Raw genomic sequence first — 18,853 nt, forward strand, 5'->3', positions numbered from 1 at the left:
CGATCAGGCTTCGTTCTTAACCTGAAGCCGCGCAACGTCCAGCAGTTCGGTCATCTGCTTGCGGATCAGATGTTCCGATGTATCGATGCCCTTGCCCTGCATGTCGCCCAGCACCTTGCGCAGAACGTCGTCATCGCCCGGCTCGTCGAAATCGGCCATCACGACCTCTTTCGCGTATCCGTCGGCGGCGTCGCCGGTGATGCCCATCTGTTCGGCGGCCCAGAGGCCCAGAAGCTTGTTCCGCCGCGCAATCGCCTTGAACTCCTGTTCACGGTCGTGACTGTGCTTGGCTTCGAAGCTCTTTTCGCGTTCGTCGAACTGGCTCATACCGTCTTTCCCCTGGCAGGTTATGCGAAGACCCATCCCAGGGCCTTCCTGTTTCGCCCCGTTATTTAGCGACTCCGGCTTACGCGTTCAACGCCGGATACGGAAATCCATGCCGAAATGCGAATTTTAGCCGCATTATGCCCCGAAACCGGCAAGGATACGATTGTGAAACGCGGGGGCGATTGCTATACGCTGCACTCAATCCAACATTTGGCGGCAAAAGGCGGGTCCCTACCCATGGCGCGACGCAGACAGCTTTACGAAGGCAAGGCAAAGGTAATTTTCGAGGGTCCGGAACCCGGCACCCTGGTCTGCTATTTCAAGGATGATGCGACGGCCTTCAACAATCAAAAGAAGGGCACGATCACCGGCAAGGGCGTCCTGAACAACCGGATTTCCGAATTCCTGATGCTGCGCCTTCAGGATCTGGGTATCCCGACGCATTTCCTGCGCCGCCTGAACATGCGCGAACAGTTGGTCCGCGAGGTGGAGATCATTCCGGTCGAAGTCATCGTGCGCAACGTCGCCGCCGGGTCCATGGCCAAACGCCTGGGCATTCCGGAAGGCACGCCGCTGCCGCGGTCCATCGTCGAATATTGCTACAAGTCCGACGAGTTGGGCGATCCGCTGATTTCCGAAGAGCACATCACCGCCTTCGGTTGGGCCAGCCCGCAGGATATCGACGATTTCCTGGCCATGTCGCTGCGCGTCAACGACTTCCTGTCCGGTATCTTCCTGGGCATCGGCATCAAACTGGTCGACTTCAAGCTGGAATTCGGCCGAATCTACGACGAAAACGGCGATGTCCGCATCGTTCTGGCCGATGAATTGAGCCCGGACAACATGCGCCTGTGGGACGTCAATACCGGCGAGAAAATGGACAAGGACCGCTTCCGCCGCGATATGGGCAATGTCGAAGAAGCCTATCGCGAAGTCGCGCGCCGTCTGGGGGTGCTGCCGGAAGGCGCGAATGTCGAAGCCATCGACGGCGAATCGAACTAACCGATCCTACCGGCCACGACCGAAGCGGAGTTTCAGACTATGAAAGCGAATGTCACCGTCACCCTGAAACGCGGTGTGCTGGACCCCCAGGGCAAGGCCATCGGCCATGCGCTGGAAGGCCTGGGCTTCGACGGCATCGGCGAGGTCCGCCAGGGCAAGCTGATCGAGGTCGAACTGGCCGAAACCGATCGCGCCAAGGCGGAAGCCGCGCTGGATGAGATGTGCCGCAAGCTGCTGGCAAATACGGTGATCGAAGATTACCGCATCGAGATCGCGGAGTAAGAGACCATGAAGGCCGCCATCACTGTCTTCCCGGGTACCAACCGCGAACGCGATATGGCGGACGCGCTGGAACGCGCATCCGGCACGCGTCCGACGATGGTCTGGCACGGCGAACGCGACCTATCGGGTTATGACCTGATCGTCGTGCCCGGCGGCTTTTCCTATGGCGATTACCTGCGCTGCGGCGCCATGGCGGGGAATTCCCCGATCCTGCGCGCCGTGAAGGAACAGGCAGACCGAGGCGTTACCGTCCTGGGTGTTTGCAACGGCTTCCAGATTCTCACGGAAACCGGTCTGCTGCCCGGTGTGCTGCTGCGCAATGCGGGGCTGAAATTCATCTGCAAGATGACCCATATCCGCTGCGAAAAATCCGCGGCCCCGTTCACCGGCAAACTGACCCAAGGTCAGGTCAGCCGCGTCGCCGTCGCCCATAACGAGGGCAACTATTACGCCGACGACGAAACGCTGGATATGTTGGAAGGCGAAGGTCGTGTCGTGTTCCGCTACTGCGACGACCGCGGCAATGTCTCCGACGCAACGAACCTGAACGGCTCCCAGCGCAACATCGCCGGGATCGTGAACAAGCGCGGTAATGTCCTGGGCATGATGCCCCATCCGGAAAACGCTATCGACCCGATGGCCGGCGGGACCGAAGGTCTTCCCATTTTCCAGAGCCTGGCCACCGCAATCCTGGCCTAGTTGCCTGAAATCTGATATAAAATCGGTTTGGAGGGGTACACTTCCGACCTTACGGTCGGTGGGTGGGGCAACATGCGAGTCCGTTACTATGAACGAGATTCAACCCATCGGACCCTTAACCCTGTCGACCGCTTCCGACGGGGACACAAGCGCCGATGCCGCCTTTTTGGCGCATGCCGGTCCGATCCTGATCAATGGATTGGACTATTGGCGCAGTCGATGTGCCGGCACCGAAATGCCCGCCAGACGCGATATCCAACCGGACGAAATCCGTCACATTCTGGGCCATGTGGTGATGGTGGACGTTCTGCGCGACCCGATGGATTTCGTCGAACGGATTACCGGCGCAACGGTTCAGCACCATAATTCACGCTGTTACACCGGCATTCCCTGGCGTGAAGTCGATACGCGCGGCCCTGACTCCGAGATTTGGAACTTCATGCGCACCGTCACGGAAGCCCGAACGCCGCGTTATACGAAAATCCCCTATATCGGCCCTCACCGGTCCTTTTTGCGCGCCGAAGTTCTCGGCTGCCCTCTTTCCGGGGATGACAAAGCACAGGTCGCGAAAATCCTCTGCTTCGTCGACTATCACAGCCTATAAAATCCGTACCGTATCCTTTGCATTTCCGGCTGAGTCGGGCTAGGAAACGCGCGTTCCCGATCAGCCCCAGACGGAAGGGATTCCATGTCGCTGCCGCAAGTAGACATCACGCCCGAAATCGTGGCCGAACACGGCCTGACTTCGGACGAATACAAGACCGTTCTCGATATCCTCGGCCGGGCGCCGAATATCACGGAACTCGGCATCTTTTCCGTCATGTGGTCGGAACATTGTTCCTACAAATCCTCGCGCGTTTGGCTGAAAACGCTGCCGACGGAAGGGCCGCAGGTCATCCAGGGGCCGGGTGAGAATGCGGGTGTCGTCGATATCGGCGACGGCGATGCGGCGGTCTTCAAGATCGAAAGCCACAACCACCCCAGCTTCATCGAACCCTATCAGGGCGCGGCGACGGGCGTTGGCGGCATCATGCGCGACGTGTTCACCATGGGCGCGCGACCAATCGCGAACTTGAACGCGCTGCGCTTCGGGGAGCCCGCGCATGCCAAGACCCGGCACCTCGTTTCCGGTGTCGTCGCCGGGATCGGCGGATACGGCAACTGCATGGGCATCCCGACGGTCGGCGGCGAAGTGAACTTCGACAAGGCCTATAATGGCAATATCCTGGTCAACGCCATGACGGTCGGCCTCGCCCGCACCGACAAGATCTTTTATTCGAAGGCTTCGGGTATTGGGAATCCGGTCGTCTATGTCGGCTCGAAAACCGGCCGCGACGGTATTCACGGCGCGACCATGGCCTCCGCCGAATTTTCCGAGGATTCGGAAGAGAAACGCCCTACCGTTCAGGTCGGCGACCCCTTCACCGAAAAGCTGCTGCTGGAAGCCTGCCTGGAACTGATGGCCACGGACGCCATCGTGTCTATCCAGGATATGGGGGCGGCGGGCCTCACCTCCTCCTCCGTCGAAATGGCGGATAAGGGCGGTGTCGGGATCGAACTGGAACTCGATAAGGTGCCGATGCGCGAAGAAGGCATGACGCCTTACGAACTGATGCTGTCGGAAAGCCAGGAACGCATGCTGATGGTGCTGAAGCCGGGCCGGGAGGCGGAGGCGAAGGCCATCTTCGACAAGTGGGAGCTGGATTTCGCCGTTGTCGGCACGGTGACCGATACCGGCAACCTGACCCTGAAATGGTATGGCGAAACCGCCGGTGAAATTCCGGTCGCGCCGTTGGTCGATGCGTCCCCCATGTATGAGCGCCCCTGGGAGCCGACCCCGTCGTCCCCGGTCGTCAAATCGGAGGATGTCGCATCCTCCCTATCCGCGGGCGCGGCCCTCAAGAAACTGATGGCATCGCCGGACCTGTGCTCCCGCCGTTGGATCTGGGAGCAGTATGACCACCTGATCGGCGGCGAGACGGTGCAAACGCCCGGCGCGGCGGATTCCGCCATCGTGCGCCTGCCCGGCAAGTCGAAGGCTCTGGCCGTTACCGTCGATTGCACCCCACGCTATTGTCTGGCCGACCCGATCACGGGCGGCGCGCAGGCGGTGGCCGAAGCTTGGCGCAATATCACCGCGACCGGCGCGAAGCCGCTGGCGATCACCAACAATATGAACTTCGGCAATCCCGAACGCCCCCGAATCATGGGGCAGTTCGTCGGCGCCGTTAAAGGCATGAGCGCGGCCGCCAAAACGCTGGATTTCCCGGTCGTCTCCGGCAACGTCTCGCTCTACAACGAAACCAATGGCGAGGCGATCTTGCCGACCCCGGTTATTGGCGGCGTCGGCCTGATTGAGGATGCCGCGAACTCCGTCGGCCTCGGCCTCACGGAAACCGGTTTGATCCTGATCCTTATCGGAGAAACCCAGGGGCATCTGGGCCGCTCCATCTATCTGCGCGATGTCGTGGGCAAGGACGAAGGTGCACCGCCGCCGGTCGACCTGACGATCGAACGGCGCAACGGCGATTTTGTGCGCGACCTGATTTCCCAGAAACTGATTGCCGCCTGCCACGATCTATCCGACGGCGGCCTGGCTGTCGCCGTCGCCGAAATGGTGCTGGCCGGCGGCATCGGCGCGACGCTGGACGCCGCCCCGCCCGGCATGGGCATCACGGCATGGCTATACGGCGAGGATCAGGCGCGCTACCTTGTCGCCGTGAAGGACGAAAAAGCAGTCCTGTCTGCGGCGAAGGCGGCGGGTGTCCCGGCACATCGTGTCGGTATCTCCATGGGACGCTCGTTGACGCTTCCCGGCGGCGACACCATATCGCTGGAACAACTGGCGAAGACCCATGAAGCGCCGCTGCCGTCCTATATGGCCGGCGAGACGTGGAATTGAGCGAAACAGCCTAGGCGGAGGATTACCGAATGGCGATGAATGCAGGCGAAATTGAGCGCTTTATCAAGGAAGCCCTCCCGGACGCCGAAGTCATCATCAACGATCTGCGCGGCGATGGCGACCATTACGCCGCCTATGTGAAATCGGCCGCCTTTGCCGGAAAGTCACGCGTCCAGCAGCACCAGATGGTCTACAACGCGCTGCAGGGCAGGATGGGAAATGAACTACACGCGCTCGCGCTGCAGACCGCAGTCCGCGAAGATGCGTAAAGAAGAGGATCAGTATGATGGACGGTCAGGTTAAAGAACGCATCGAAGGCGAAATCACGGGCAGCGACGTCGTCCTGTTCATGAAAGGCACGCCGGTCTTCCCGCAATGCGGCTTTTCCGCCGCAGTGGTTCAGGTCTTGAATCACTTGGGCGTTCCGTTCAAGGGCGTGAATGTCCTGGACGATATGTCCGTGCGCGAAGGCATCAAGGAATTTTCCCAATGGCCGACGATTCCGCAGCTTTATGTCAAAGGCGAATTCGTCGGCGGCTGTGACATCGTACGGGAAATGTTCGAAACCGGCGAACTGGGCGACCTGCTGAACAGCAAGGGCATCGCCGTCGAGGCGTAATTTGCCCGGATCAGGCGCCGTTCAGGCATCAGGAAACGTCGCGTCGGCATGCGCCGGGGCGGCGTTTCTTTTTGCAGACCAGGCACCCGCATGGATAACCTTCCCATTTTTTTATAAAACCATTAATCGTAAAAATGCCCTGTTTTCCTATGCTTAGGCAAATAAGCATTCCTATGATACCGCAATTCGCCTATGGTCCGATTGGGGAGTGGCCATACGGTAGGGGGAAGTATGCGGATCGGTCCTAGCGCCATGCGGCAATGGACGAAGATACGACGCGCTGTAGCATTCGGGATGGCCTGCTGTTTTATGGTCGTCTCGGGGCTTGCCCTCCCTCCATCAACCCATGCCGGGCCACCGGAACTCCGCTTCGCCGTTATAGATTGGGCCCCCTTTTCCATTATCGAGCGCAGCAGGATTTCCGGAATCAATATCGATATCGCGACGTTGATCGCACAGGATCTTGGCGCAACCCTGGTGGAGGTACGATGCACCTTCATCCGGTGCCTGAAGGAAATGAAGGCCGGACGCCTGGACCTGATGGCAAGCATCGCCTTCAATATGGAACGATCATCCTATATGGACTATGCACCGACCCCCTATGACAAAGTGTCCGTCGTCTTTCACGTTCGCGCGGGGCAGGAGGACCGCCTGCAGGACTATGACGACCTTCACGACCTACAGGTCGGATATGTCACCGCGTCGCACTATTTCGAACCGTTCAATAGTGACCTGTCGATCCGCAAGACTCCGGTAGGCGAGGAACGGCAATTATTGCCGATGCTGCTCGGCGGGCGGATCGACACCTATATCGGGACCAATCCGAACGCCGCCTATGATATCAAGCGGTTAGGTTATAAGGACCGGATCGTGCCGGCTCCCTACCAACCGGGCGCCGATGTGCCGCTGTATTTTGCCTTTTCCAAGAAATCCGCCTGGGTAGACAAGGTCGACGCCTTGAACCAATCCATCATGGACCATCTTGCAGACGGCATGATCGACGATATTCGGAACCGTTACCGCTAACCCGTCCGCATTTCGAATCCTTGATTCTATTTTACCGCGCTTCCCCACCTACCCGAAAATGCCGACCCATCACTTAACTTTACTGTTTAATATTTGATTCGTCTTGATATGCTGGCATGAAAACTGCATCGCGAATCGGTGATTCTGCCCCGAAAAGCGGGGCGATGCGGCGAACCGTCTGGCACGAGGCGTTGAGAACGCTATGGGGTTTGGGCTACCGGAATTCGTACAGAACCCGGAAAATCGTTGTCCGGTCACGTTGCTGCTGGACACGTCCGCATCCATGCGCGGCGAACCGATCGCCGAATTGAACGCCGGATTACGAGCCTTCCACCATCAAATCCTTTGCGACGAACTGGCCAGCCTTCGCGTCGAGCTGTCGGTCATCTCCTTTGGCGGAGAGGCCCGCCTTGTGCAGGATTTCTGCACCATCGACGAATTGGGACCGCCAACGCTGGAAGCCAGCGGCGACACGCCGATGGGCGATGCGCTCGACCTCGGCCTGCGGATGGTCGATGCCCGCAAGGCCGTCTATCGGGCGAACGGCATCCATTATTACCGACCCTGGATTTTCTTGATCACCGACGGCGCACCGACCGACGGCATCGCGTGGCAGGAAGCGGCCCTATCAATGCAGGAAGCCGATTTACTGGGCCGCGTGACCTTCTTCACCGTCGGCGTTCAGGGCGCGGATATGGCGATCCTGCGGGACATCGCCTCCCCCAACCGTCCGCCCCTGATGCTCCAGGGCCTGAAATTCCGTGACCTGTTCCAATGGCTGTCGGCCAGTGTCCGGCGCGTATCGATGAGCCGTATCGGCGGTGAGACCCTCGCGCTGCCGCCGGTCACCGGCTGGGCGGAGATCCGGCCATGAACGCCCATCGCCCGCTATGGAAAGCCGCTTTGGACTATCGCCAGGGACCGTCGCATCGACGCGCGGGTATCCCCTGCCAGGATTACGGCCGCCTGTTGATGCCCGATGGGGAAACCCTGATCGCCGCGATAGCGGACGGGGCCGGGTCCGCCCCGCACAGCCGGCTGGGTGCCCGCGTCGCGGTCGAAGCCGCCCTGTCGGAAGCCAAGCGCCGGTTGGAACAGGAACGGTTTCGCGATGCCGGTGACCTATCGAAGCTGTTGGGCGAGGTTGTCTCCGCCGTTCGCGCTGCGCTGACGGACGCCGCGAATGACAACAACCTCACCCTGGGCGATCTGGCCTGCACCCTGACCGTTATCGCCCTGACCCCCGGTAGTGTCGCCGCTGCCCAGATCGGTGACGGCTTCGTCGTTGCGCGATCCGGTCGCGGATCCTATGAAATGCTGATTGCGCCGGATCGTGGCGAGTATGCGAACGAGACCAGTTTCGTAACCGACGTCGATGCGGAAACACGACTGCGCCTTTCCGTCTGGGAAAAGGAAGTTCAGTTCCTAAGCGCCGCGACCGACGGCCTCGCCAGCGTTTCCTTGGATCAACGCCTGGGACAACCGCATGCCAATTTCTTCCGTCCCATGGATCAGTTCGCCCACATGTCCGACGGGGCCGGAGAAATCCACGACGGTATCCGGGAATTTCTGGCATCGGAGCGCTTAACGGCCCGTGTCGACGACGATGTCGCCCTGCTCGTCTGCGGGCGTATCGGTAGTTTGGCATGACGTCCCGCCCCGACATTCTGGATGACAGCGGCACGCCGATCCCTCTGGGTGCAAAACTCTCGGAAAGCGGCGAAGCTACCCTTTACCGGCATGGCGGACAGGATGGCCATTTAATTAAACTTCATCACCGCACGGACGCGGCGCAACGCCGCAAGCTCGAACGAGTCGTCTCCCACCGACCCGAAGACCCGTCCTTGGACCCGGATCACAGGAACTTCGCTTGGCCCTTGGAAACGGTGAGGAACATGCGCGGCGATGCGGTCGGCGTAATCCTACCGGAAGTCGCGGACGCCCGCAGCCTGACGGTCCTGGCCAATCCGAAACTGCGTGTCCGTCACGCGGCGGAAATGAACCTGCATTTCCTGCATGCCGTTGCGGCGAATATCGCGTTCCTGTTCGATTGCCTGCACGATCAAGGGTTCATCGTCGGCGATATTCGTCCGGAAAACATCCTGATCGACAAACGTGCCCGGGTCACCCTGATCGACTGCGATTCCATTCAGTTTCGCGACACTGACGGCACGGTCCATTTATGCCCCGTCGGGACGGAAGGTTTCACCGCTCCGGAATGGATCGGCCGACGTTTCGATTCCGGCCCGCGCACGGACAGTGCCGATCGGTTCGGACTGGCGGTATTGCTGTATCAATTGCTGACCGGTAGCCATCCCTGGACCGGCGAATGGATGGGCGGTGGCGAACCGCCACCGCGCGATCACCTGATCCGCAGCGGCGACTGGCCCTATCGCGCGGGGGCGAAATTGCGCCCGATCCCCGGACTGCCCGGCCCGGACACGCTGTCTCCCGAACTGGCCGACCTCTTCCGTCAGGCCTTCGTCGCGGGTGCCACCGATCCGGATCGACGGCCCAGCCCGTCCGATTGGCAGGCCGCCGCCTGTCTGGCGCTGGCGGACCTGGAGACCTGCGCCGCCAATTCGAACCATCTGTACGATGTGTCGATCGACACTTGCCCGTGGTGTGCCCGCGTGCACCACGGTCTGCCCGATATCTTCCCCCCCGCCAAGGGACAAACCGATCCCTTTGCCGCGCTGATCCTGGCCTTCGACAGGGCCATGGCACGTGGCGACAGCCGCATGGCCCGCGATCTGTGGCACGGAAATCCAGTCCTGCAACGACGCGCGGAGCTGCATTCGCTGCACTCCCGGCTAGCGGAAATGGATGCCGCCCTGACCGCACTGGACCAATGGCGTATAGCGCAGAACAACGGCGATACCGGAATGCTGGCCAGCCTGTCCGGTATGCTCCCCCTATTGTCCGATAGCTCGTTCTTCCGGCATGAGGCCGATCACGATCCCATCGCCATTCGACGCTCGATAGAGGCCGCGGACGACGCGACACTCAGCATTCCACCGATTCCGGCACGTCCGATACTGTCGGAATCGGTGTCCGTACCCCCTGCGTCGCAGCCGGTTCGAACCGAAGCGGCATCCGTGCGACGCATGCCCCCGATGCAGGCAAGGGAAGGGACACAACACGCGATAACCCTGTCCTATCGGATCAGCCCCGGCTGGTCCGGCCTGCGCCCACCGTCGCTGATCGTGTCTGTCAGCCGACCGGCGCGCATACCGCCGTTGACCCTAATCGACACGGAAACCGGGCATGTCCTTTGCAGTATCGCCGCCATGCGCATTCGCGGGGAAACGGCGATTCCTCTGGACCATCCGGCACAGCGTGTCCTGGCCGAATTGATTGTGCCGAACCTTGAACATATACAAATTAATGAATATATTTGTATAGCACATCCGCCAAAGCGGCAACGGTATCTGGGACCGGCCGCCGGGTCTCTTTTGCGCCCGGCATTTCTCGCCCCCTGACCCCGGACAAGGCCACGGCGGAACGCGATTTCGAACGCGCTTTCGCAAGCGGCGCCAGCCAAGGAGCAGTCTTAGATGGAAAACTTTACCCCGGTCTCCGCCCTGATCGGCGGCGGCCTGATCGGTTTGTCGGCATTGGTCTACTATCTCGGGATCGGCCGGATCGCCGGAATCAGCGGCATCGTCGGCGGCCTGATGACCGACGGCACGGGACGCCCAATCCGCGCAGCCTTTGTTGTCGGTCTGCTGCTGGGCGCCGCCGCGCTGTTCTATGGTTACGGCATGCCGCCCGCGGTTGAGATGCAGGTGGCGGATTGGCCCTGGTTGGTCGTCGCGGGCCTTCTGGTCGGTTTCGGCACGCGGCTCGGCTCCGGCTGCACCAGCGGGCACGGCGTGTGCGGCCTGTCGCGCGGATCGCTGCGATCTCTCGTCGCGACATGCACGTTTTTCGCGGTCGCCTTGGTGACCGTCTTCGTCATTCGACACGTCCTGTAAGCGAGCCAGAGCCATGAAATCCGTCCTCACATCCCTGATTTCCGGTCTGCTGTTCGGTGCCGGTCTCGCCATTTCCGGCATGATGAACCCGGCGAAAGTCGTCGGCTTCCTCGACATGCTGGGCAATTGGGATCCCAGCCTCGCCTTCGTCATGGGCGGGGCGCTGGCCGTCAGTTTCATCAGTTACAGGCTGGCGGCGGCCCGGTCCGCCCCTCTCTTCGCGACCGCCTTCCAGACGCCGACGCAAAAACAAATCGACCCGCGTCTGATCGCGGGGGCTGTTCTGTTCGGCCTTGGCTGGGGAATTGCGGGCCTGTGCCCCGGTCCGGCGGTCGCGGCCCTCGTCACCGGCACGACCGACATCCTCATTTTCGTCGGTGCCATGCTGGGCGGCATGTTAGTCTACCGCGTGGTTCTGGAACGGTAACGCGAACGACAACGGGTGGCAGTATGGTTGATGCCGTGGGGAAAGTCGGGGGACAGCAACCGACCCTGACGCAAAATCCTGCGGCTGTGCACATCGGCCATGCCGGGGCGGTCCTACGCGATCCCTTCGACATGGCCGTTGTCATTCCGACGATCCTGCGCCCAACGCTGGCGCAGGCGGTACAGTCTGTCTTCGCGCAGGATTTTCAAGGCCGTATCCATATCCTAATCGGCGTCGATCAATCCGATGCGCCCCGCACCCTACTCAGCCAGGCCGTTGCGGGACAGCCCGCCCATTGCGTGGTGACGGTCCTGGACCCCGGCTATTCCACATCCAAACGGCATGGCGGCATGCATCCTGCCCATGACGGCGGCGCCTTGCGCACGGTGTTGAGCTATCTGGCGAATAGCCGCTATGTCGCCTATCTGGACGACGACAATTGGTGGGATCCGGCGCATCTATCCAGCCTGCGCACGGCAATCGACGGACAGGATTGGGCCTTTTCCCTGCGCCGGTATGTGGACCCGGAAACCGGAAGCCCCCATTGTATCGACCGGTGGGAATCCGTCGGACCGGGGCGCGGTGTCTATAACACCCATTGCGGCGGTTTCGTCGATCCGAACTGCCTGATGATCGACAAAATCGCCTGCGAGCCCGTCTTGCGCTTCTGGGCCCACCCCCTTGCAGATTTGCCGACCCCAGAGCCGGATCGATCCGTCTTTCATCAACTCTCACAGGAGTATCGCTGGGGGGAAAGCGGCCAAGCGACCGTCCGCTACCGCATCAGACCGGGAGACGTCGCCCACGGCCACCGGCGCGACTGGATTTTTGAGGAAACCGGCACGCGGATCGCCTAGCCATAGTGCCAGAAATCCGGGCTCAGCACGACCAGCAAGGCCAGAACTTCCAACCGGCCCGCAAGCATTGCGCCGGTCAGTACCAGTTTCGCGGCATCGGGTAGACCGGCGAAATTCCCCGCCGGTCCGACCACCGGCCCCAGCCCCGGACCGACATTGGTAATCGCCGTCACGCTGGCCGAATAGGCCGTCACGAGATCGAGGCCCAGCGCCGCCAGAATGACCGTCACTACCGCGATCGTCGCTACGAACACCGCCAGGAAGGCCAGGACGGACATCGCCACGTCCTCGCTGAGACTGCGACCGTTATAGCGCAGCGGGATGACCCGGTTCGGACTGAACAGGCGCTTCAAATGCGCATTCACGAATAGGAACAGGACCTGGAAGCGGTAAATCTTGATCGCGCCCGACGTCGATCCGGAACAGCCGCCGACGAACATCAGCACCAGGAAAAACCCGGCGGGCCCGTGTCCCCATTGGCCGTAATCCTCGGAAGCAAAACCGGTCGTCGTGACGATGGAGACAACGTTGAAGAAGGAAATCGTCAACGCTTCCCCGAAACTAACGCCCAGATTGTCGACCAGCCAGATCGCCAACCCCATCCCCGCGCAAAACAGGAAAATCAGGAAGCCGCGCACCTGCTGATCCGACAACAACGACAGGCCTTTGCCCTGGAGTTCCTTGATATAGAGACCGAACGGCAATCCGCCGAGGACCATGAAGGTCACCGCAATCCAATGCAGCGACGCTTGCGGGAAATGGCCGAAGGAATCGTCATGGGTGGAATAGCCGCCTGTAGACAGCGTCGTCATGGCATGGGTAACGGCGTCGAAACCACTCATCCCAAAGACAAAATACAACGCCCCGCAGAGGGAGGTCAGCGCGGCATAGATCACCGCCAACCAGACGATGGTCTTTACCGCCGTCGACACCTTTTCCAGGGAGACGTCTGAACTTTCGATCTTGAACATCTGCATGCCGCCGACACGCAGCAGCGGCAGGATCAGGATGGCGATGGCGATGATCCCGATCCCCCCGATCCATTGCAGGATCGCCCGCCAGAGCAACAGGCCCGGCGGCAGGGAGTCGAGGCCGACGATCACGGTAGAGCCGGTTGTCGTGATCCCGGACATCGCCTCGAACAGCGCGTCTACGAAACCGATGCCGATCCCCATCATCGGGATCGCGCCCAGAACGGCGACGACGATCCAGCCCAGGACGGTAACCAGGAAGGCCTGCCGCAAATCCAGCGACAGCGGTTTGGTGCGCATCGTCGCGATGGCGAGCGAGAGTCCGAGTACCAGCGCGAACGCGCCGGACTCCGCGAAGGGCCGCCAATCCGGATTGTCCGCCATGGCATCCGCCGCGGCGGGCAGGAACAGCATTGCCCCGATCAGCCCCGATATCCAACCGAGGATATGGACGACCGGACGGAGGTCGATCATGGAAAACCCCAAACAGCCATTACCGCGATAAAATCACACCCCGGCGCTGGTTGCTGCCGGGGTGTGGGGTAAGCTACGCCACGGAACGCGAAAGGGAAATAATTTCCGCAATCAGCCTCCATCGGCCAAAACCATTTCATAGGCAGGCAGGGTCAGGAAGGTCGGAAAATCTTCCGCCAGCGCCATCTTTTCAAACAGCTTGCCCGCCTGAACGAAGCGGGTCCCGGCAAGGCTGCCGCCGGCATCGGCTTCGATCTTCTTCATTTCTTCCGCGATCATGCCGGAAATCGCCTCGCGCCCCAGCTTGATCCCCTCGACCGTCACGGCGCCGTGCTTCGCCCATTGCCACAATTGCGCGCGGGAGATTTCCGCCGTCGCCGCATCTTCCATCAGATTGAACAGCGGCACACAGCCGTTGCCGCCCAGCCAGGCTTCCGTATAGCGGATGCCGACCTGGATATTCGTGCGGACCCCGGCTTCGGTAATCCCGCCTTCCGGGACGGCCAACAGGTCTTCCGCTGTCACGGTCACGTCGTCGCGCAGACGGTCGATCTGGTTCGGCCCCTTCATCACCGCGTTGAACGCGTCCAGCGCGACCGGCACAAGCCCCGGATGGGCGACCCAACTGCCGTCATGGCCGTCATTCGCCTCCCGCTCCTTATCCGCCTTCACCTTGGCGAAGGCCGCCGCATTCGCGGTTTCGTCGCCCTTTACCGGAATTTGCGCCGCCATACCGCCGATGCAGGGTGCGCCGCGCTTGTGACAGGTTTTGACGGCCAGCAGGGAATAGGCCCGCATGTTCCGCACCGTCATCGTGACCAGGGACCGGTCCGGCATGACGAAATCCGCATTGCGGCGGAACTTCTTGATGATGGAGAAAATATAATCCCAGCGCCCGCAGTTCAGGCCCGCCGAATGATCCCGCAATTCATACAGGATTTCGTCCATTTCGAACGCGGCCAGGATCGTTTCGATCAGCACCGTCGCCTTGATGGTCCCTTTCGGCACGCCCAGATAGGATTGCGCTTCTACGAAGATATCGTTCCACAAGCGCGCTTCCAGATGGCTTTCCATCTTCGGCAGATAGAAGTACGGCCCCGTGCCACGGGCCTTCAGCGCCGCGTGATTGTGAAAGAAATACAGGCCGAAATCGACGATCCCGCCCGACATGGGCAGACCGTCGACCGCGATATGCTTTTCTTCCAAATGCCAGCCGCGCGGGCGGACCAACAGGACCGCCGTCTTGTCCTTCAGCGCGTATTCCTTGCCGGATGCCGGGTCCTTGAAATCGATGCTGCGATTGACCGCGTCGCGCAGATTGATCTGGCCACCGATCATATTGTCCCAGGTCGGGCAGTTCGAATCCTCAAGATCGGCCATGAAGACATAAGCGCCGGAATTCAGGGCGTTGATGACCATCTTGCGGTCGGTCGGGCCGGTGATTTCGACCCGGCGGTCCTTCAGATCGTCCGGAAGCGGCGCGATTTTCCAATCGCCGTCGCGAACCGATTGGGTTTCCGGCAGGAAATCGGGCAGTTCCCCGGCATCGATCTTCGTCTGACGGGCTTCCCGCGCGGCCAGAAGCTCGCGGCGGCGTTCACCGAACAGGCGTTCCAGATGGGCGATGAAGGCCACGGCCTCATCGGTCAGTACGGTCTCGTAACCGGGCTTCATCGCGCCGGTCAGGGCGACGCCTTCCGTCGTGGCGGTCTTAACAGTCATGGATCGGTTCCTTCCTTGGTGCCTTGCGAGGGTACACTCCCTCGTCCCGCAGTGCAGCATTGCGGAAACACTACCAATGCATGGAACCTTTTCCAATATCCGAAAAACTCAAACCGTCTTTTTTTGTCCGATCAAACCCAAGGCCAGCGCCATTCCGAAACTGACGAGGCCTAAACCGATCAGGTGATGCGGACCGGGCACCTCCCCCAAGGCGGGATAGGCGAACAGGGCCGCGAAACCGGGCACCAGCGCCGCGAAGACCGCCCCCCGTCCCGCGCCCAGCAGGCCCACGGCACGGGTGAAAAAGAACAGCGCCAAAACCGCGGAGAAAACACCTTGCGCGATCCCCTGGAAGAGGACTTCCGACATCGGTGCGGACAACAGCGCATCCCCGCGCCAGATCAGATAGATCGGTGTAAATCCAATCAGCGACAGAACAGACACCAGCGCCGTCGCCTGGACGGAATCGACGGCCCATTTGCGGCTGAAAATCGTATAGATGGACCAGCACATGCCGCCGCCGACGAACAGCAGATGCCCGATGGCAAGGTTCGGATATTCGTCTCCCAGGCCGAAAGCCGCGCTGCCGGTCACGACCACGCCGCCCAGAACCAGCGCCAGCCCCAATAGACGCTGCCGGTTCGGTCGGTCTCCCAGGATGAAGGCGCCTCCGATGGTCGAACAGGTCAGCATGGTGCTGGGGATAATCAGCCCCCCGTGCCCCGCCGGAGCGAAGGAAAAGCCGGAAACGGTCACGATTGTGTAGGGCGCGCCCGCCCCGATGGCGAGGATGATCGCCTTCCCCCATCCCAACCCGCCATGACCGCGCCGGATCACCAGCGGCGACAGCAGGAGGCCGGCCACCAAAAAGCGGAGGAAGGTGATATCGGGTGCCGTTAAGGTCTGACCGACGCCGAACCGCGAGGCAACCGGCCACGCCCCCCAAATGGTCACGGCCGCCAAACCATAGGCAATGCCCATCCACAATGTCTTACCGGACACATCAGGTTGCGACGGAACGGGGGGCGGTGTCGGGACAGGCCGTATAGGATCGACTGGGGCGGTTAAATCGGACATGGAAGACTCCGGGGGATCGTGAAGGGTGAGCTATCACGGACATCCCGCGCAGTCTCCCCGAAAAACGTCCTATCTCCTGTGAGGATATGGCATCGGTCGCGCTTCCTGCCTTGACCATCCGGGGCCGAACCCGTCAGATCGGGGCATGCAGACATCCCCTTCATCACCCGCTCCCTCCGCCTGGAAGGATATCGACGATCCGGATGAGGAAATCTGGGTCTACGGCTATGGCTCCCTGATGTGGCGTCCGGGATTCCGTCATGCGGAAACCGCCCCGGCGCGGCTGGCCGGATATGCCCGCAGCTTCTGCATCTGGTCGGAACATCACCGCGGCACCCCGGAACGGCGTGGGCTCGTTCTGGGACTGGCGTCGGTCGCGGATCGGGTTTGTGAGGGCCGTTCCTTCCGGGTTCGTCCCGAAGACTGGCCGGAAACAGCGGCCTATCTGGAAGAACGCGAATTGCGGGGCTATGCCTATCGTCCGGCCCGTTTGCCGGTGGCATTGGCCGACGGGCGCACCGTTGCGGCGCGCTGCTTCGTCGCCGATCCGACACATCCGCATTTCGCCGGGGATATCGCCCCGGACGAGGCTGCGCGCATCATCCTACTGGCGCGCGGTGAAGCCGGTTTGAACCGGGATTATCTGATCAACACGATCCAATCCTTGGAAGATCACGGCTATCACGAACCGCATCTGCACGACCTGCTGACCCGCGTGAAGCGATTGACCGGGGAATTGGATGTGGGTGCGGGGATCTGATCGAGTAGGAAAGGCTGCATATGAAACTTCTGGTTCAACGCGTGTCCCAGGCATCGGTCACGGTCGACAAGGAAACCGTCGGCGCCATCGGACGGGGGCTGATGGTTCTGGTCTGCGCCGATCCGGGCGACAGCGACGAAGACCTCGCCTTTCTGGCCCGGAAGCTGACGGCGCTGCGCATCTTTTCTGACGACGCCGGGAAGATGAACCTGTCCGTCCGGGATATGGGCGGATCGATCCTGGCGGTCAGTCAGTTCACCCTTGCGGCCCGCTGGCGACAGGGGAACCGCCCCGGCTTTTCCGACGCCGCGCCGCCGGACGAAGGCCGCGACCTGTTCGACCGTTTCGTCACTCTGTTGCGTCACGACGGCATGCCCGTCGAAACCGGCGTTTTCGGCGCGGATATGCAGGTTTCGCTGATCAATGACGGGCCGGTCACGCTCTGGCTCGACGGGCGGGACCCGCGTTAGGCGCTAGGCGCTATCCCGCCAACAGATCATCACCATCACAGAACGGCGGCCACCGCGACAGTTCCCAAGACCGTCAGTCCGGTCAGCAGGCACGCCGCGAACCGGGCCAGGGCCGGGAATGGCGGGGGATCGGAATGGAACAGCATGGCGCGTACCTCCTGCCACGGGGGCATTTGTTTCGATACGCGGCACACTGCCCCCCGACCATGGCGAAACGAAGGCGAGATTTTGTGACATTTTGGCGGAATCAGATCACTGTGAATCGTTGAATTCGTTGGGGAAGCTCAGGCGCACATGGCGTTCCGCGGCAAGAAAGACAATTACATCCCGCTATCGACCCGTTTTCAGGCGTGGTGGGACGGGGTCGATGCGCGGGAACTGGCGGAATATAAGCGTCTTCGATCCGCCGCCCCCGACCCGCTCGCGATCGAAGTGGACGAAGAGCCGGATGAGGACGATGGGAAGCGTTGGCCCGAACGGCGCGTCGCCTTTTGCCGCCGTCTTTTCGATATCGCGGAAGAGGACGAAACCGTCCAGCCCGGCGGCGCGGACTATACACTGTGGCTCGTCAAGCCGATGAGCCTGAATTCCGAGCAAAACGCCGCAGATTTGTCTGCCGGCCTGGGCGGCGGGACGCGGAAGGTCAGCAAGGAATTGGGGCTCTATATCGACGGGTATGAGTCCGACCCGGAATTGGCGGAATTGGCGATGGAATTGTCGCGCCGCCACGGGATGGACAAGAAAGTTGCCGTCACCCCATTCGACCCGGATGACTTCACCCTACCCGCAGGCCGCTACAACGGTATCCTCACGCGCGAACGGGCTTACCGTATCCGCAACAAGGCAAAATACCTGGAAACCATCTGCAACGCGCTGCGCCCGCGAGGCCATATTATCCTAACCGATTTCGTTCTGGCTTCACCCAACGACGAGCTTTCCCCGATCGTTGAGGCCTGGAAAGACCGGGAAGCGGCCGAATTCACGCTGTGGACGGCGGACGACTACCGCAAAACGCTGACCGCCCAACGCATGGATGTCCGCATCATCAAGGACGAGACGGAGGAATTTCGGCAAATCCTGTTGAAAGCCTGGACAAAGCTCGCCACCAGCCTCGACAAGGGCGAGCTTACCCGCGAATTCGTCAACACGATGATGCATGAAGCCGAATACTGGCTGATCCTCATCAAGGCGATGGAGATGGGGAAGATCAAATATTACCGTTTCCACGGGATACGCGGCGGCGAGACAATGTAACGAGCGA

The 18,853-nt window shown here is 61.1% G+C and carries 21 protein-coding genes; 17 read left to right on the top strand and 4 right to left on the bottom strand.

Annotation, left to right across the window (positions count from 1 at the left end; translation table 11 throughout):
• Positions 1 to 3 precede the first annotated feature (3 nt).
• On the bottom strand, positions 4 to 327 hold the full coding sequence (locus HH303_RS07970; RefSeq protein ID WP_169624701.1) for a DUF1476 domain-containing protein: 324 nt from the start codon (positions 325 to 327) through the stop codon (positions 4 to 6).
• 237 nt (positions 328 to 564) lie between these two features.
• Here HH303_RS07970 and purC point away from each other — a divergent pair, with 237 nt between their 5' ends.
• From purC to HH303_RS08040, 14 genes are all read left to right on the top strand, one after another.
• A complete protein-coding gene (gene purC, locus HH303_RS07975) occupies positions 565 to 1,329 on the top strand; it encodes a phosphoribosylaminoimidazolesuccinocarboxamide synthase (RefSeq protein WP_169624702.1) in 765 nt (254 codons plus the stop codon).
• 39 nt (positions 1,330 to 1,368) lie between these two features.
• Complete coding sequence (gene purS, locus HH303_RS07980; protein WP_169624703.1) at positions 1,369 to 1,611, top strand: phosphoribosylformylglycinamidine synthase subunit PurS; 243 nt, start codon at positions 1,369 to 1,371, stop codon at positions 1,609 to 1,611.
• Between the two features lie 6 nt (positions 1,612 to 1,617).
• Positions 1,618 to 2,310: a phosphoribosylformylglycinamidine synthase subunit PurQ gene (purQ, locus tag HH303_RS07985; RefSeq protein ID WP_169624704.1), complete on the top strand. Its 693-nt coding sequence runs from the start codon at positions 1,618 to 1,620 to the stop codon at positions 2,308 to 2,310.
• 88 nt (positions 2,311 to 2,398) lie between these two features.
• The gene (locus HH303_RS07990) at positions 2,399 to 2,914 is read left to right on the top strand and encodes a PAS domain-containing protein (protein WP_169624705.1); all 516 of its coding nucleotides are present in this window, start codon (positions 2,399 to 2,401) and stop codon (positions 2,912 to 2,914) included.
• A gap of 84 nt (positions 2,915 to 2,998) precedes the next feature.
• Positions 2,999 to 5,212 (top strand): phosphoribosylformylglycinamidine synthase subunit PurL, encoded by a 2,214-nt coding sequence (gene purL, locus HH303_RS07995; protein ID WP_169624706.1) that lies wholly within the window; start codon positions 2,999 to 3,001, stop codon positions 5,210 to 5,212.
• Between the two features lie 29 nt (positions 5,213 to 5,241).
• The gene (locus HH303_RS08000) at positions 5,242 to 5,481 is read left to right on the top strand and encodes a BolA family protein (RefSeq protein ID WP_169624707.1); all 240 of its coding nucleotides are present in this window, start codon (positions 5,242 to 5,244) and stop codon (positions 5,479 to 5,481) included.
• Between the two features lie 14 nt (positions 5,482 to 5,495).
• Positions 5,496 to 5,831: a Grx4 family monothiol glutaredoxin gene (gene grxD, locus HH303_RS08005; RefSeq protein WP_169624708.1), complete on the top strand. Its 336-nt coding sequence runs from the start codon at positions 5,496 to 5,498 to the stop codon at positions 5,829 to 5,831.
• A gap of 309 nt (positions 5,832 to 6,140) precedes the next feature.
• Positions 6,141 to 6,857 (top strand): substrate-binding periplasmic protein, encoded by a 717-nt coding sequence (locus tag HH303_RS08010; protein WP_169624709.1) that lies wholly within the window; start codon positions 6,141 to 6,143, stop codon positions 6,855 to 6,857.
• 202 nt (positions 6,858 to 7,059) lie between these two features.
• Positions 7,060 to 7,731: a vWA domain-containing protein gene (locus HH303_RS08015; protein WP_169624710.1), complete on the top strand. Its 672-nt coding sequence runs from the start codon at positions 7,060 to 7,062 to the stop codon at positions 7,729 to 7,731.
• Positions 7,728 to 8,507, top strand: coding sequence for a PP2C family serine/threonine-protein phosphatase (locus HH303_RS08020; protein ID WP_169624711.1), 780 nt, complete (start codon positions 7,728 to 7,730; stop codon positions 8,505 to 8,507). Before HH303_RS08015 ends, HH303_RS08020 begins: the two co-directional genes overlap by 4 nt.
• Positions 8,504 to 10,339, top strand: a complete 1,836-nt coding sequence (locus tag HH303_RS08025; protein WP_169624712.1) for a protein kinase domain-containing protein — start codon at positions 8,504 to 8,506, stop codon at positions 10,337 to 10,339. The genes HH303_RS08020 and HH303_RS08025 overlap by 4 nt, the downstream gene beginning before the upstream one ends.
• Before the next feature lie 75 nt (positions 10,340 to 10,414).
• Positions 10,415 to 10,834 (top strand): YeeE/YedE family protein, encoded by a 420-nt coding sequence (locus tag HH303_RS08030; RefSeq protein ID WP_169624713.1) that lies wholly within the window; start codon positions 10,415 to 10,417, stop codon positions 10,832 to 10,834.
• A 13-nt stretch (positions 10,835 to 10,847) separates the two neighbouring features.
• Entirely contained in the window at positions 10,848 to 11,261 is a 414-nt protein-coding gene (locus tag HH303_RS08035; protein WP_169624714.1) for a YeeE/YedE family protein, read from the top strand.
• Positions 11,262 to 11,284: 23 nt separating this feature from the next.
• On the top strand, positions 11,285 to 12,118 hold the full coding sequence (locus HH303_RS08040; RefSeq protein ID WP_169624715.1) for a glycosyltransferase: 834 nt from the start codon (positions 11,285 to 11,287) through the stop codon (positions 12,116 to 12,118).
• Here the strand turns inward: HH303_RS08040 and HH303_RS08045 are convergent.
• The 3 genes from HH303_RS08045 to HH303_RS08055 all read right to left on the bottom strand — a co-directional run bounded on the left by HH303_RS08045 (position 12,115) and on the right by HH303_RS08055 (position 16,362).
• Complete coding sequence (locus tag HH303_RS08045; protein WP_169624716.1) at positions 12,115 to 13,563, bottom strand: TrkH family potassium uptake protein; 1,449 nt, start codon at positions 13,561 to 13,563, stop codon at positions 12,115 to 12,117. The genes HH303_RS08040 and HH303_RS08045 overlap by 4 nt on opposite strands.
• A gap of 111 nt (positions 13,564 to 13,674) precedes the next feature.
• Positions 13,675 to 15,285, bottom strand: coding sequence for a malate synthase A (aceB, locus tag HH303_RS08050; protein WP_169624717.1), 1,611 nt, complete (start codon positions 15,283 to 15,285; stop codon positions 13,675 to 13,677).
• A 108-nt stretch (positions 15,286 to 15,393) separates the two neighbouring features.
• Complete coding sequence (locus tag HH303_RS08055; RefSeq protein ID WP_227421621.1) at positions 15,394 to 16,362, bottom strand: DMT family transporter; 969 nt, start codon at positions 16,360 to 16,362, stop codon at positions 15,394 to 15,396.
• Between the two features lie 145 nt (positions 16,363 to 16,507).
• Here HH303_RS08055 and HH303_RS08060 point away from each other — a divergent pair, with 145 nt between their 5' ends.
• From HH303_RS08060 to HH303_RS08070, 3 genes are all read left to right on the top strand, one after another.
• A complete protein-coding gene (locus tag HH303_RS08060; protein WP_169624718.1) occupies positions 16,508 to 17,122 on the top strand; it encodes a gamma-glutamylcyclotransferase in 615 nt (204 codons plus the stop codon).
• Between the two features lie 20 nt (positions 17,123 to 17,142).
• Entirely contained in the window at positions 17,143 to 17,592 is a 450-nt protein-coding gene (gene dtd, locus HH303_RS08065; RefSeq protein ID WP_169624719.1) for a D-aminoacyl-tRNA deacylase, read from the top strand.
• 294 nt (positions 17,593 to 17,886) lie between these two features.
• Positions 17,887 to 18,846, top strand: a complete 960-nt coding sequence (locus tag HH303_RS08070; protein ID WP_169624720.1) for a methyltransferase domain-containing protein — start codon at positions 17,887 to 17,889, stop codon at positions 18,844 to 18,846.
• The last annotated feature ends 7 nt before the right edge of the window (positions 18,847 to 18,853 follow it).

Source organism: Pacificispira spongiicola (assembly GCF_012926505.1).
Lineage (GTDB): Bacteria > Pseudomonadota > Alphaproteobacteria > UBA8366 > Aestuariispiraceae > Pacificispira > Pacificispira spongiicola.